The sequence below is a fragment of the Paenarthrobacter sp. TA1.8 genome (assembly GCF_048595705.1).
Classification (GTDB): Bacteria; Actinomycetota; Actinomycetes; order Actinomycetales; family Micrococcaceae; genus Arthrobacter; species Arthrobacter nitroguajacolicus.
Genome location: NZ_CP184287.1, coordinates 4,835,096 through 4,847,543, shown reverse-complemented (window position 1 = coordinate 4,847,543; position 12,448 = coordinate 4,835,096). Strand labels below are relative to the sequence as shown.

Genomic DNA, 12,448 nt, shown 5'->3' with positions numbered 1-12,448 from the left:
GGCGTCGCCCTATCGTCGCGTATGAAGGATGCAGGCCGGTCGATCGAGGAGGGCGCCATGCTCAGTACCATCAGCCAGGGTAGCGCCGCCGCCGCACCACGATCCCCGCGGCGTCGGCTCCTCCTCTTCGGCGGACCGCTCGCCTCACTGCTCCTCTTCTGCGGGCTGTTCTTCGGGCTCTCTTGGCTCGTGACGCCCGAACCCGAGGTCTCGGTGAGTGAGGCCGTCGCCGTGACCAAGCTGGAAGGCAGGGATGTGGTGGTCGCCGCATACTCCCGCAGTAGTTCGCGCGGCATGTTTCAGCTCATGTTCCAGCCCATGTTCCAGACGCGACTGGCAGCGGTAGACGCTGACACCGGTGAACACGTCTGGGACGTCCGGCTCGACGAGAGGGTCTCCAACGACGTACGCGTGCTCGCCGCAGGCAAGGGGCGGGTCTACGTCGCAGGCCGCGACGGGCTGCACATTCGCTCGCTCGCGGACGGATCTGCCGTTGCGCAGCCGGACGTCATCGAAGGCCTCGGTGACGAGTACGTCCCGGAGCTGGGCGCGTACGACGTAGACACCCAGCGCGGTCATGTGGTGACGATCGACCAGTCGGGCGAGCTGTGGCAGATTCCGATCGGAGAAGACGCGGCTGAGCCTGCGGATCAATCGACCACCAGCACCTGGGGCCCAGTGCTTGCTGATGATTTCAGGTTTGCCCTTGATCTTCCGGACTACGCAAATGCCGCCCGTGTCGATGCTGGCACCACCATCGCCAGCCAGCCCATCAGCACGGGCGCGCTCAAGGATCGGCTCGAGTTGAGCAACGACTCGGGAGTCCAAACCCTCGGCGACCTGGAGTTCTTCGAGGCTCGTTTCGTGCTCGACGGCGGGCGGAGTCAGGCCGCGGCCGAACGGGACCGCCCGGAGGACGGTATTACCGAGCTCGCCGCCGGCAGTGGTTCCGGTTACGTCATTGTGGTCTCCGCGACGAATGCTGCGGGCAGCGGCTACAGGGTGGACACCGTAGATCTCAGCATTGGTGCAGTGTTGGGCACGGCCGGACTCGAGGTGGGTTACACGGTGGGCGGCGGTTACTCCGGAGAGAACCTGGTGGCGTTCGCCGTCGCATCGGCCGACCGTTCGCATGGGAAAGGCATCATCATGGTGGTGCCACCGGACGGTAGCATTCGCGCGTTCCCCATCGGCGCGACAAACTTCTTTGGCTGGCCGCAATGAAAGGGGTTCCAGTATGAGCCTTGTTGATCCGGATGCCGCCAGGCGCGAGCGTGCCCGGCAGCTGCCTACGCTACGCGAACTTATTCCGTGGGCGATTGCCTCATCCGTGGGTCGCGCTCTTCTCGCCTTTGGACTCACGGGTATGTCCGGTGCCGGTGAACCGGACTTCACGGAATCGCCCATGACCCGGTTCGCTGTGATGATGCCGCTCCTGCCCGTCGGCGGGATTCTGGTAGTGCTGTCCTGGGTCGCGTGGGTGAGCCGGGTTGCCCGCAACCCAATGCTCCCGGGGTGGGCAATCCCTTCAGCGCTGAGTTTGCTGGGAGCAGCGATCGGGGCATCGGCCGCCCGCTCCAGGAGTGAGCTGATCGGCGAACCTCGCGCTACTCTCACGGTGATGCTGCTGCTGGCGGGAGCTGTGCTGCTTGGCAGTTTGGGCGTTGTTTCGTGGGTCCGGCGACGGGCCCGTCTCGAAAGTGCAGCTCAGATGATGCGCACTGGATCGCGGACCCTGGGGACCGTCACGAATCAGGGCTACACGCACTTTTCCGAGTCAAGCCGGATCCTGACGCAGGTGACGTACTCGTTCGTGGATGGCGCAGGGGACCAGCGGTACCTGAAACGCGCAGCGATCATCGAGGCGGGCGATCCGATCGTCAATGGTGAAATGGTGGACGTCTGGTACGACCCAGGCGCGCCGGGAGACGAGAGTCGCATCGTTGTGAAACGTCGATCCCAAGGCTGATAGCCGGCAGCGACCAACCCGGCAGACACTGTGGCTAGGCGCCCGGTCTCGGGGCAAACATGATCACGCCTACGCCCACTATGCAGATTGCGGCGCCGATAATGTCCCAGCGGTCCGGTCGGAAGCCGTCCATCAGCATTCCCCACGCCAGCGAACCCACAATGAACACGCCACCGTACGCGGCCAGAACGCGGCCAAAGTGGGCGTCGGGCTGGAAAGCGGCAAAGAAACCATAGATCCCCAAGGCCAGAACGCCCAGTCCTGCCCACCACCAGGCCTTGCCTTCACGCACGGCCTGCCAAATGAGCCAGGCTCCACCGATCTCCGCAACGGCGGCCAAGGCGAACAGGATGATGGACTTCAGGACGGTCATAGCGCTGCTTGTTCTCTCCCGAAGGGTTCGTAGCTCCGCGCGCCTTCGGTGATGTCCTTGTTGAGCTGGGTAAGGCGCTGGACGATTTCCCGAGGATCTTGGGCTACCGCCTTCGGCCAGCCGTAGCAGGCTGCAACTGCCTCGTCGAGCTGCTTGTGCAGCTTCTTGAGGTCTGCGTACGCGCCGTCGTCCACGAGGTTGTACAGCTTGGTCAGGCCGAACCCTTCTGCCGCGCAGATCTGCTGTCGGCGCTCGACGACGGCCCGGCTGAGTTCGGCGACAGCCTCGCGTTGCGTTGGGGAGACTGGGTCCGGCCACGGGAAGGTTTCGAAGACGGAGGTCGGCGTGTAGCGGAGTCGTGTTTCCAGAGTGGAAGACCGGTGCCAGGCCCAGGCATCGTGGGCCTTGGAGAGGAGGACACCCATGGAGTAGTCGTCATCGAAAGCGACGGCGTTGGTTAGGTTGCTGGCTAGTGTCCAGCTGTCCACCCATGCGACGGATAGTCGCTTTGCAGTAATGGCAATCGCAACATGGCGTGGCAGCCCCCTCAGAGCATCGCGCATGTCAACACGTGGGCGCCCAAACAGCCACCATCGTTCACGGGTGCTTCGGTCATTGGTCCTATCTCGTTCGGGCTTCACATCCCGCCTCACGATGTCGAGCGCAGCTTTGTATGGGAGGCATTTCTCAAGGGGCCGTAGACCGAAATCGATGGCCCAGCGTGAAGGAGATTGAGTGGGTGAATCCGTGATGTCACTGGCGGTGAGATAGGGGCGCACTACGTCGACGTTCGCTTCGTCTGCGGCCATGAGAATCCTCGCCGTGGACTCGTCAATAATGAGGCCCTTGGCCTTGGGGCTCGGCCCTTCAAAGCAGCGCGACTTGTTGGTTGCCAAGGGTTGGGGAGTCCAAGCCAAGGGGTCTTCGTCACGCAGCGAAGCGTTGATTGCTTTGGCAGGTGCACCATCAAGTACAAATTCAGACGGAGTCAGGTTGGGAGCTTTGACCCAATTAACGATGCTCACGTGAACCTTGGCCTCGCCCGGCCATTTCTGGCTTGAGATGGCGTCTGTAATGATGCCGCCATTGCCCATGACATATTCCAGGGAGGCGGAGCGTCCCAGGTTCTGCGAGATGGAGTTCGTGCCAACAAGCCCGGCGCGTTGTCCGGGTTTCAGCTGGTCCTGGGCTTTTCGGAACCAGTACACGCACAAGTCTTTGATGCCAACCCCAAAGCGTTTTCCAAGCCACTCCAGATAGTCGTCACCCAATGAGCGTCGTAGCAATGAAGCGCCCAGGAACGGCGGGTTGCCTACAATCGCGTCCACCTCTGGCCACTCGGCGGCCAGAGCGTCAGCGCGGCGGATGCTGGACATGTCCACCAAGGGCAGTGGATCTTCAGCGGCACCGTAGCGGTCGATCATCTGACGCTGCCCCATCCACAGTGTCAGGCGGGCTATGAGCACCGCGATGCCTTCGATGTCGATGCCGTGCAGGTTATTCAGCGGGTAGTAGGGCAGCGGTCCGGATGGAGCCGGCATGCCCGTGGTGGCCGCCGTCGTCGTGATCCTCTCCTTGAGTTCCTGCTCAAGTCCGCGCATTTCGCGGTAGGCGACGTAGAGGAAGTTGCCGCAGCCGCAGCTGGGGTCCAGGACTTTGAAATCGCAGAGTTCGTCCAGCAGGGACACGCCGCCAGCGACGGAAGTGACGGCGTCGATTCGCTCACGCCACGGCCGGATGATGGTGGGCGTGACGATCTTCATGATGTCGGCCTCGTGCGTGTAGTGCGCGCCGAGCTCGGCACGCCTTTCCTCGCCCAGGACGCCTTCCATGAGGGAACCGAAGATAGTGGGGTCCACTTGACGCCAGTCGAACTCCGCTGCCTGGGACAGCATCCGCAGTTCGTCGACGGTGAGGTCCACCTCGGCTGGCTCCAGGAACAGGGAGCCGTTCACATAGCGGGTTCCGTGCAGTTCGCCCTTCCTGTGCTGATCGCCCTTTTGATTGAGGACCCGGAAGAGGAAGCCGATTTCCTTCGCGGAGTTCGGATCTTGTTCGCTCAGCAACCGCTTCACGATGGTCTGCAGGGGATAGCCATCCAACATTCCGAGGTCCTCAGCGAAGAGGCACCAGACTGTCTGCAGGGTAAAGCGTTGAATTTCGTCAATGGGGGCCGCACTGCGATCCGCCAGGGAAAAGTAGAGGGAGGCGATGTGCTTGGCGGCGTCCTTGGACATGGCTCGGTGGTGCTCGGCAAACACGGGATCCAAGGTGGTGTCCGCGAGGAACAGCAGAGAATCGTACTTGTCCGGAAGGTCAGCCAGGGGGACGGTGAGCCTGGGTTTGGTAGGGAAGCGTCCCGGCTCCCAGATTTCGAACACCTGGAAATTGCAGATGACCACGAAGCGGGCCGCCTGAATGTCCGCCGTGTCATCCGAGGATTCCTGCCAGTACCGGTGAATCTGGTCCCGGGCCGACTCCACTTTGACGCCGGGCTTCTTCATCTCCACGATCAGGTTCCCTGGCCAGTGGAGGTCCATAAACCCTGCGCTCGACTTGAAGTCTTCAAAGACCGCACCTGCAGTCTGGCGATTGGACCCGTAGCACTCGAAGAGCTCGTTGAGGAACGTTTGGGCTTCGCCCTTCTCGCTCCCGGAGTAGCTCCGCCACTTGGCTGCAAACTTTATGAGTGCTGCTCGAATCTCCTCGCCGCTGCGCGCCAAGTATTCCCCCTGTTTTTGATGGTCAGGCCTATCAGGCCAGTTTTGAGGTGGTTGCGCCTAGAGAAGTCGAAGCGCTTCCTGGCGATAGTAGGCATCTCGCATCAGGCGCTTACGAGTCTTTTCGAGGGACTCGATCGCTTCATCGAGTGCGAGCTTGGAGTTGACCTCCACCTCGTGCTTAGCGGCTTGGGCGCGCACCTTCTTGGCACGTGCCAGTGTGTGCTCGATGTTCAGGAGCACGTCCGAGACGCCATTCATGACAACCTCGTGTGCTGCCTCTTCGTCGGAACGGTGGGCACTTGCTGAATTGCTTGCCATGATTCCTCCGGAGGTGCTGGATGGGAGTCCTCGGACCGCTGAACCGGCGAGGGTACTGGTTTTCAAGGGTACTAGAACCAGTTCATCTGTGGTCGGGTTTTCCACAGTTGCCGCTGGGTATGGGCTCTGAACGGGTGGCAAGCACTCGGGTCATTCCGGGTTTATCCACATACGTAACCTGACCGGTTCCGGCCGACTACCCCGCCGAATAGCTTTGAGTGCAGGAGATGCACTAAGATATTGAAGTCTGTGTTACGCCCTCTTGCCGTGTTTTGCGGCCGGGGAGCGCCAACGCAGCATCGCAAATGAACCTCCTGTTACGGAAATACCGTAACCGCTTAGCCCAAAGGAGGTGGGTTCACATATGCGTCCTTACGAATTGATGGTAATCATCGACCCCGAGGTCGAAGAGCGTACCGTAGAGTCGTCGCTTCAGAAGTTCCTCAATGTCATCACCACCGATGGTGGAACCATCGAAAAGGTAGACATCTGGGGCCGTCGCCGTCTGGCGTACGACATCAAGAAGAAGTCCGAAGGTATCTACGCCGTGGTGAACTTCACCGCAGCACCGGCTACCGCCAAGGAACTTGATCGCCAGCTGTCTCTCAACGAGACGATCATGCGCACCAAGATCATCCGCCCTGAAGACCAGAAGGTCGTTGCTGAGTAATCAGCCCCTTCCAGATCTTTACCCCGAAGGAACGAACAAGGAGGCAGTAGATGGCAGGCGAAACCACTATTACGGTCATCGGTAATCTCACCAATGACCCCGAGCTGCGGTTCACCCCGTCTGGCTCAGCAGTAGCGAACTTCACCATCGCTTCTACTCCCCGGACCTTTGACCGCCAGTCCAATGAGTGGAAGGACGGGGAAACCCTGTTCCTCCGCGCATCGGTATGGCGCGAAGCAGCCGAGAACGTGGCCGAGTCCCTCACCAAGGGTATGCGCGTCATCGTTTCAGGCCGTTTGAAGAGCCGTTCTTACGAAACTAAAGAAGGCGAGAAGCGCACCGTAATCGAGCTTGAGGTCGATGAAATCGGCCCGAGCCTGCGTTACGCAAACGCCAAGGTCAACCGTACCCAGCGCTCCGGCGGCGGGCAGGGTGGCTTCGGTGGCGGTAACGCCGGTAATTCCGGTGGCTTCGGAGGTGGCGCTCCTGGTGGAAACCAGGGCGGCGGCAACTCCGGTGGAACCTGGGGCGGCAACCAGCCCGCACAACAGCAGGATGACCCTTGGGCTACGCCCGGTGTCAGCAACGCTGGCGGCTGGGGCAACGGCCCGGATTCCGAACCTCCCTTCTAAACACCAAATAAACGTCCGACGCCGGACACTTGCCGGAAGTGCCGAAAGGCACCATGGCGACAACCGCCGTCGAACACCACCATCCCGTGGATCAATATCCACGGGCTCCATAGAATAGGAGCTCCACGATGGCTAAGGCTGAACTCCGTAAGCCCAAACCAAAGTCCAACCCCTTGAAGGCCGCTGACATCACTGTCATCGACTACAAGGACGTAGCATTGCTGCGCAAGTTCATCTCCGACCGCGGAAAGATCCGCGCTCGTCGCGTCACTGGCGTTACCGTTCAGGAACAGCGCAAGATCGCCCAGGCAATCAAGAACGCCCGCGAAGTTGCTCTGCTGCCTTACTCCGGCGCTGGCCGCGGCTAAGGGAAGGGATTAACTAACATGGCAAAGCTCATTCTGACCCACGAAGTAACCGGTCTCGGTGCTGCTGGCGATGTCGTCGAGGTGAAGGACGGTTACGCACGTAACTTCCTGCTGCCCCGCGGCTTCGCTCTGACCTGGAGCAAGGGTGGCGAGAAGCAGGTTGAGTCCATCAAGGCTGCTCGCGCCGCTCGTGCGCACGCTTCTGTTGAAGCTGCACAGGCACAGGCCCAGGCTCTGTCCTCCAAGAAGGTCAAGCTCGAGGTGAAGGCCGGCGAGTCCGGTCGTCTCTTCGGCACCGTCAAGCCTGCTGATGTCGCTGCTGCTGTTGAGGCCGCTGGCCTCGGCGCCATCGACAAGCGCAACGTTGAACTGCCGAACCACATCAAGTCTGTCGGTTCGTACACGGCTAACGTTCGCCTGCACGAGGATGTTTCTGCTGTCATCGACCTCGAGGTCGTAGCCAGCAAGTAGTCTCTGACTGCATCTGAAGGCCCCCGCTACCGGATTCCGGCGGCGGGGGTCTTTTTCTTTGCGCCGAGTTGGCACTTAACACCAATGTTGGCGCTCAACATGGGGGTTAAGTGCCATCTCGGCGCGAGATTATGGCGTGTGGAACTCCTCCATCACGTGCTTGTACCCGGAGCGGATCATCTCGGCCAGGGTGTCGCGGTCCACGTCGTCCAGCTTGTTCACATAAAGGCACGCGGCACTGGCCTTGTGCTTGCCAAGTTCCGGGAGCAGACGGTCTGCGTCGGGACCTTCGGTAAGGCCGTAGAGCACCAGGCTGGCCTTGCGCGGTGAAAATCCGACGGCGGCGGCGTCGCCTTCGCGGCCGCTGTCGTACTTGTAGTGATAGCTGCCGAAGCCGACGATCGACGGCCCCCACATGACGGCTTCCTTGCCGGTGATGTCGCGCATCATTTCCAGCAGTTCAAAGCCGTCCTCGCGCCGCTTCGGGTTCTCCACGGCGGCCAGGAATTCTTCCACGGAGACGTCCGTGGGCTGGGTCTTGTTCTCTGCCATAGGGGTAGTTTGGCAGACGCGGGACGGGTGCGTCAGCAGAAAAATCGGCCAGCATTCCGGGCGACGCCATGGTGGAGGACCCGGTGCCGGGCAGTTTCAATGCCGGTGCGGCTCAGTGGCTGATCGGCAGCGGCCGCAACGAGGCCCTCCGAGCAGCCGCTATTGCCAGTCAGATGCGTTTCGCTCGCGACAGGACCACCACCAGGAAGATGCCGGCGCTGAAGACCGCCTGAATAATGATGACGGACGTCGGCACGTAGCCGAGGTACAAGGCGAGCAGCACGGGGACCATGGCCAAGATGGTCACGTCCAGCCCGCGCATCAGTGAGCCCAGCTGAGCACGTGGAACCGGACCGAACGGCGTCTCAACCGGAGGTGCGGTCCAGTCCGGCGGGGTCCTGGTGGCTGCCCGGAGGGTCCCCGCACCCATGCCCACACCTGCGAGGGCGCCGAGGCCTATCAACCAGGGATTCGCCGTACCCAAGAGAACCAAAAGTCCGCTCAGCACGCCCATCCACACAGCCATTGCCAAGCACGGCATGAGCGCGCGACTGGCCCTCACCAGGGCGGGATGCAGCGGCAATAACGCGTCGAGCTCAGGAACCAGCGCCGTCCTGCGGGCCACACTCCCCATACCGGAAGCCGTTGCGCATCCGGAGATCACGATCACCGCCAACTGTGCGAACTCGGGCAGCCCGCCTTCCACGAGCAGTATCGCGGTACAGGCAACGAGCCACAGAATTGGCGGCACCAGTGGGGGATTGAGCCTCTGAAAAGCGACCACATCAGCGCGGATCAGCGCCCGAAGCGCGCCGCGCGAATGCCGGGCGTAGAACCTGGCTGCCCTACCGCCGTCGACCCTTTTACGGTTCCCACCAAGTGCTCGAAGCACCTCGTTGGGGTCCATCATGAACAAAGACGCACCCGCGTGGCCGGCGACGGCGCCGCCGCGAACCAGCTCGTCACCCCGCACCTGACCGGCGCGTGGCACCACCACGGCAAAGAGTCCGACGGCGGCGACTGACACCAGCGCTGTTGGCCACGGGGAGGAAGGCAACGCTGGAAGGACGGAGCACACAAGAAGTACAGTGGCCGCAATCGCCTTGCCAAGCCGGGGGTTCAGTAAAGCAAGCTGCTGCACGGCTGCCAGGAAAACCGCGATAGCGCCGGCCGCACCGAAGGTGAGGGAAGCAAGAACGTGTTCGAGGGGCCCGCGGTCATCGGCAGTCACCATGCTAAAGGGCAGGTAGATGGTGGCCGAGCCAGCTGCAGTTAGTGCGACTTTGCGGACGAATGGCGGCAGGACCATGGGGCGGCGGTCAACGGGAAGCGTCAGCCACCAGGTGCTCTCTGCGCCGTTGACGGTCATCGGTCCAAGCTTCCGTGCAAGGTTGCTGATGACGAGAAGGGCCGCGAAAGTGATGGATGTCCACAGCAGGGATTCCGGCAGGACGAGCCATGGTGCCCGGATGATGCTGTTGGCCGTTGACGCCCGGTCCGCGATTTCGTTGCGCAACGCAAGGACGAAAGAGGCGGCAATAGTCAATGCCACACCAATGCCGAGTCCCCAGCTGTAGGCATCGACGACGAGGTCTCCCCACGAGGTTCGGCTGCGTTTGTAGCGTCTGGCGGACCGGCGGGTGAATCGGACAATCTCAGAGGCCAGCTCCGATTCTGCGGGGAACGTTCGAGGGCGAGCATGTCAGGACCCTGCAATGATCGAGACCCCCTGCTCCGGATCGAACTCCCGGATTTCCTCGTCAATGACCAAACAGGTGGAAGCCGTGGCGAGCAGCAGTTGGGGATCATGGGTGACCAGCACTACCGCTCCGCCGTCCTTTGCATGGTCTGCGATCCTTTCGCCAATGGCTACGCGCATCCGGGGATCAAGCCGCTGTTCCGGCTCGTCCAGGATCAGCAGCGATGACGGCCGGATAAGTCCAGCGGCAAGCAGCAACCTGCGGCGTTGGCCGGAAGACAAGGCATCGGGGATGGCGTGGGCCCTGCCCTGGAGCCCGAAGAATTCCAATTCTTCCTCAACGCGCGCTTCGGGGTCATCCAGGGAGTGCCCGCGGGCGATGAGGAGCAAGTGCTCGCGGACGGTAAGGGACGGGAAGAAGAGGTCGTCGTCGAAAACGGCGGAGACTTGCCGGCGGAACGGCACGGCGTCCGGATCGATGAGGAGGCCGTGGACCTTCACATCGCCGGAAAGGGACGCCTGCCGCCCCGCGATGGTCCGGGCTACCGTGGACTTTCCTGCGCCGTTGACGCCGACGATTCCCAAGACTTCGCCCGCGTCCACCGATGCGGAAACTTCCCCGCAAACCGGAGCTCCGGCATAGCCGACCAACAGGCCTTCGGCCTCCAAAACTGTCCCCATGGTGCAACCCTACCCGCGGGATTGGCGCGACCCCGCTGCACCGTTTAGCGTGAGTCATATGTCAGCATCCGATGCTTCCGCGAGGGCCAACGGCAACCCTTTGCTTGTCCTGGGCAAAATCACGTCGATCCTGGATGCCTTTTCCTTGTCCAAGCCGGTGCTTCAGTTGGCTGACATCCGTGAGTTCACCGGCATGCCCACGTCCACGGTGCAGCGACTGGTCACGAATCTGACCTCCCAGGGCTTCCTTGACCGCGAGGGGGACGCCTACCGCATCGGAATGCGGATGGCGTACTGGGCCGCGCCCGCAACCCGGGGGATGGAGGTTGTGGACATCCTGAGTCCGCTGCTCAAGGCCCTGCGCGACACCACCGGCGAGACCGCATGCTTCTTCAAAGCCGAGCAGCACTACCGGGTTTGTGTCGCCATGGCCGATACCCATCACGCTCTGCGCCGCGAAATGCACTTGGGCAAGATTGTCCCGCTTCATGCAGGTTCTGCAGGCAGGGTTCTGCTCGCATGGTCTCCTGAACTGATGGAGGCTGTCCTGCGGGATCCCTTGGAGTCCATCACCGACTACACCATCACCAGCTCCGAGGAACTGGAAGCCGCGGTGAAGAAGACCCATGCGGACGGGTTCGCGATCACTGTGGGCGAGAGGGAAGACGGCGCGTCAGGCCTTTCTGCGCCTGTTTTCGATTCAGCCGCTGGCTTGGTGGGAGCCGTAACCATCAGCGGACCGACTCTTCGGATGCCGCTGGAGACGTGCGAGGCTTGGGTGGAACCCCTTCTCGCTACTGCCGAGCACATGACCAGGCTCATCGGTGGCCGGTTCCCCGGCGAGAGCTGAATCCTCAAACCCTAGGGAGAATGACGATGCCTGAGAAGTCCTCAACAGTGGACGCGTATATCTCCGTCCAGCCGGCGGCCACTCAGCAGGTCCTCCATGAAATCCGCCGAACCATCCACGCTGCCGTGCCGGACGCCGGGGAGATGATCAGTTACGGCATCCCCACCATCACCCTTGGCGGGCACTACGTGGTGTATTTCGCTGCTTGGGCGCACCACATCTCTGTCTATCCGGTCCCTCGTGGTGATGAAGGCCTAGCCACGGAACTGGCCCCGTACCTGTCAGGCAAGGGGACCTTGAAATTTCCGCTGGCCAAGGAAATTCCTTTGGATTTGATCGCTAAAGTTGCTGCCCAGCTCGCGGCAGAGAAAAAGATGGGGCACTGATGAGGGACTTCGAAACCCTGGTGAACGAGGCTGCCGAAGCGGATGTGACCGGGTGGGGGTTCCATTGGCTGGAGGGGAGGGCCACCGAAGAAAGGCCGCCTTGGGGGTTCGCAAAGATGCTTGCCGGGCGTCTTACCACCGTCCGGAGTGCACTGGATCTTGATACCGGTGGGGGAGAGGTGCTTTCCGAGGCAGGAAAGTTTCCCGAACGGATGGTGGCCACCGAGGGATGGCCGCCCAACGCCCGGCGGGCTGCTGAAAGGCTCGGTCCACGCGGCGTGGAAGTCGTGGAAGCAACCACCGATGCACCGTTGCCGTTCCCTGACCACTCCTTTGAATTGGTCACAGCCCGGCACCCTGTTCGGCCGGACTGGAATGAAATCCACCGCGTGTTGGCCCCCGGTGGCCACTATTTCGCCCAACATGTTGGCCCGGCGTCGGCGTTTGAACTCATTGAGCACTTCCTCGGTCCGCTGCCGGTACAGCGGAAGGGCCGCGACCCGCAGGCCGAGTCAACCGCTGCGGAAGCTGCCGGGCTGACCGTCACAGACCTCCGGACGGCCAGGTGCCGCATGGAGTTCTTCGACGTCGGGGCGGTGGTGTGGATCCTGCGTAAGTGCGTGTGGTGGGTCCCCGACTTCTCCGTTGGGGGCTATCGTGACAAACTCAAGGAGCTGGACGAACAAATGAGAGCTGGCCGCCCCTTCATCGCTCACTCCACCCGGCACCTGATTGACGCCCAGCGCATTGGGTAGA

At 61.9% G+C, this 12,448-nt stretch carries 15 protein-coding genes and 1 pseudogene; 10 read left to right on the top strand and 6 right to left on the bottom strand.

Annotated features, from left to right (window positions below; genetic code table 11):
* Window positions 1-57 precede the first annotated feature (57 nt).
* A complete protein-coding gene (locus tag ACNAOT_RS22675; protein WP_420179502.1) occupies window positions 58-1,224 on the top strand; it encodes a PA2928 family protein in 1,167 nt (388 codons plus the stop codon).
* A 13-nt stretch (window positions 1,225-1,237) separates the two neighbouring features.
* Complete coding sequence (locus ACNAOT_RS22670; RefSeq protein ID WP_420179501.1) at window positions 1,238-1,969, top strand: hypothetical protein; 732 nt, start codon at window positions 1,238-1,240, stop codon at window positions 1,967-1,969.
* Between the two features lie 34 nt (window positions 1,970-2,003).
* Here the strand turns inward: ACNAOT_RS22670 and ACNAOT_RS22665 are convergent, their stop codons facing one another.
* The 3 genes from ACNAOT_RS22665 to ACNAOT_RS22655 are packed head-to-tail and all read right to left on the bottom strand — an operon-like array spanning window position 2,004 to window position 5,383.
* Window positions 2,004-2,342, bottom strand: coding sequence for a YnfA family protein (locus tag ACNAOT_RS22665; RefSeq protein ID WP_420179500.1), 339 nt, complete (start codon window positions 2,340-2,342; stop codon window positions 2,004-2,006).
* Complete coding sequence (locus ACNAOT_RS22660) at window positions 2,339-5,065, bottom strand: DNA methyltransferase (protein WP_420179499.1); 2,727 nt, start codon at window positions 5,063-5,065, stop codon at window positions 2,339-2,341. Before ACNAOT_RS22660 ends, ACNAOT_RS22665 begins: the two co-directional genes overlap by 4 nt.
* Window positions 5,066-5,122: 57 nt before the next feature.
* Entirely contained in the window at window positions 5,123-5,383 is a 261-nt protein-coding gene (locus tag ACNAOT_RS22655; RefSeq protein ID WP_420179498.1) for a hypothetical protein, read from the bottom strand.
* 364 nt (window positions 5,384-5,747) lie between these two features.
* Here ACNAOT_RS22655 and rpsF point away from each other — a divergent pair, with 364 nt between their 5' ends.
* The 4 genes from rpsF to rplI all read left to right on the top strand — a co-directional run bounded on the left by rpsF (window position 5,748) and on the right by rplI (window position 7,524).
* Complete coding sequence (rpsF, locus tag ACNAOT_RS22650; RefSeq protein WP_011776755.1) at window positions 5,748-6,053, top strand: 30S ribosomal protein S6; 306 nt, start codon at window positions 5,748-5,750, stop codon at window positions 6,051-6,053.
* A gap of 50 nt (window positions 6,054-6,103) precedes the next feature.
* Window positions 6,104-6,685 (top strand): single-stranded DNA-binding protein, encoded by a 582-nt coding sequence (locus ACNAOT_RS22645; protein WP_011776754.1) that lies wholly within the window; start codon window positions 6,104-6,106, stop codon window positions 6,683-6,685.
* A gap of 128 nt (window positions 6,686-6,813) precedes the next feature.
* Window positions 6,814-7,053: a 30S ribosomal protein S18 gene (gene rpsR / locus ACNAOT_RS22640; RefSeq protein ID WP_003800144.1), complete on the top strand. Its 240-nt coding sequence runs from the start codon at window positions 6,814-6,816 to the stop codon at window positions 7,051-7,053.
* Between the two features lie 18 nt (window positions 7,054-7,071).
* Entirely contained in the window at window positions 7,072-7,524 is a 453-nt protein-coding gene (gene rplI / locus ACNAOT_RS22635; protein WP_024818808.1) for a 50S ribosomal protein L9, read from the top strand.
* A gap of 129 nt (window positions 7,525-7,653) precedes the next feature.
* Here rplI and ACNAOT_RS22630 read toward each other — a convergent pair whose 3' ends face one another.
* Entirely contained in the window at window positions 7,654-8,076 is a 423-nt protein-coding gene (locus tag ACNAOT_RS22630) for a DUF1801 domain-containing protein (protein ID WP_420179497.1), read from the bottom strand.
* A gap of 47 nt (window positions 8,077-8,123) precedes the next feature.
* On the opposite strand from ACNAOT_RS22630, the pseudogene ACNAOT_RS22625 reads away from it, so the two are divergent.
* A pseudogene (locus ACNAOT_RS22625) lies at window positions 8,124-8,213 on the top strand (phenazine biosynthesis protein PhzF); the annotation flags it as partial.
* 32 nt (window positions 8,214-8,245) lie between these two features.
* Here ACNAOT_RS22625 and ACNAOT_RS22620 read toward each other — a convergent pair.
* Window positions 8,246-9,622, bottom strand: a complete 1,377-nt coding sequence (locus ACNAOT_RS22620) for a DUF6297 family protein (protein WP_420179496.1) — start codon at window positions 9,620-9,622, stop codon at window positions 8,246-8,248.
* A gap of 156 nt (window positions 9,623-9,778) precedes the next feature.
* Window positions 9,779-10,456: an ABC transporter ATP-binding protein gene (locus tag ACNAOT_RS22615; protein ID WP_420179495.1), complete on the bottom strand. Its 678-nt coding sequence runs from the start codon at window positions 10,454-10,456 to the stop codon at window positions 9,779-9,781.
* A 58-nt stretch (window positions 10,457-10,514) separates the two neighbouring features.
* On the opposite strand from ACNAOT_RS22615, the gene ACNAOT_RS22610 reads away from it, so the two are divergent.
* Genes ACNAOT_RS22610 through ACNAOT_RS22600 form a run of 3 tightly spaced genes read left to right on the top strand, consistent with a single transcriptional unit; the run spans window position 10,515 to window position 12,447 of the window.
* Complete coding sequence (locus ACNAOT_RS22610) at window positions 10,515-11,306, top strand: IclR family transcriptional regulator (RefSeq protein ID WP_420179494.1); 792 nt, start codon at window positions 10,515-10,517, stop codon at window positions 11,304-11,306.
* Between the two features lie 26 nt (window positions 11,307-11,332).
* Window positions 11,333-11,692: an iron chaperone gene (locus ACNAOT_RS22605; RefSeq protein WP_420179493.1), complete on the top strand. Its 360-nt coding sequence runs from the start codon at window positions 11,333-11,335 to the stop codon at window positions 11,690-11,692.
* A complete protein-coding gene (locus ACNAOT_RS22600) occupies window positions 11,692-12,447 on the top strand; it encodes a class I SAM-dependent methyltransferase (protein ID WP_420179492.1) in 756 nt (251 codons plus the stop codon). Before ACNAOT_RS22605 ends, ACNAOT_RS22600 begins: the two co-directional genes overlap by 1 nt.
* Window position 12,448: the final 1 nt, after the last annotated feature.

Coding starts and splice junctions, on each gene's coding strand:
- ACNAOT_RS22675 (WP_420179502.1), top strand. CDS start 58: ATGCTCAGTACCATCAGCCAGGGTAGCGCCGCCGCCGCACCACGATCC.
- ACNAOT_RS22670 (WP_420179501.1), top strand. CDS start 1,238: ATGAGCCTTGTTGATCCGGATGCCGCCAGGCGCGAGCGTGCCCGGCAG.
- ACNAOT_RS22665 (WP_420179500.1), bottom strand. CDS start 2,342: ATGACCGTCCTGAAGTCCATCATCCTGTTCGCCTTGGCCGCCGTTGCG.
- ACNAOT_RS22655 (WP_420179498.1), bottom strand. CDS start 5,383: ATGGCAAGCAATTCAGCAAGTGCCCACCGTTCCGACGAAGAGGCAGCA.
- rpsF (WP_011776755.1), top strand. CDS start 5,748: ATGCGTCCTTACGAATTGATGGTAATCATCGACCCCGAGGTCGAAGAG.
- ACNAOT_RS22645 (WP_011776754.1), top strand. CDS start 6,104: ATGGCAGGCGAAACCACTATTACGGTCATCGGTAATCTCACCAATGAC.
- rpsR (WP_003800144.1), top strand. CDS start 6,814: ATGGCTAAGGCTGAACTCCGTAAGCCCAAACCAAAGTCCAACCCCTTG.
- rplI (WP_024818808.1), top strand. CDS start 7,072: ATGGCAAAGCTCATTCTGACCCACGAAGTAACCGGTCTCGGTGCTGCT.
- ACNAOT_RS22630 (WP_420179497.1), bottom strand. CDS start 8,076: ATGGCAGAGAACAAGACCCAGCCCACGGACGTCTCCGTGGAAGAATTC.
- ACNAOT_RS22615 (WP_420179495.1), bottom strand. CDS start 10,456: ATGGGGACAGTTTTGGAGGCCGAAGGCCTGTTGGTCGGCTATGCCGGA.
- ACNAOT_RS22610 (WP_420179494.1), top strand. CDS start 10,515: ATGTCAGCATCCGATGCTTCCGCGAGGGCCAACGGCAACCCTTTGCTT.
- ACNAOT_RS22605 (WP_420179493.1), top strand. CDS start 11,333: ATGCCTGAGAAGTCCTCAACAGTGGACGCGTATATCTCCGTCCAGCCG.
- ACNAOT_RS22600 (WP_420179492.1), top strand. CDS start 11,692: ATGAGGGACTTCGAAACCCTGGTGAACGAGGCTGCCGAAGCGGATGTG.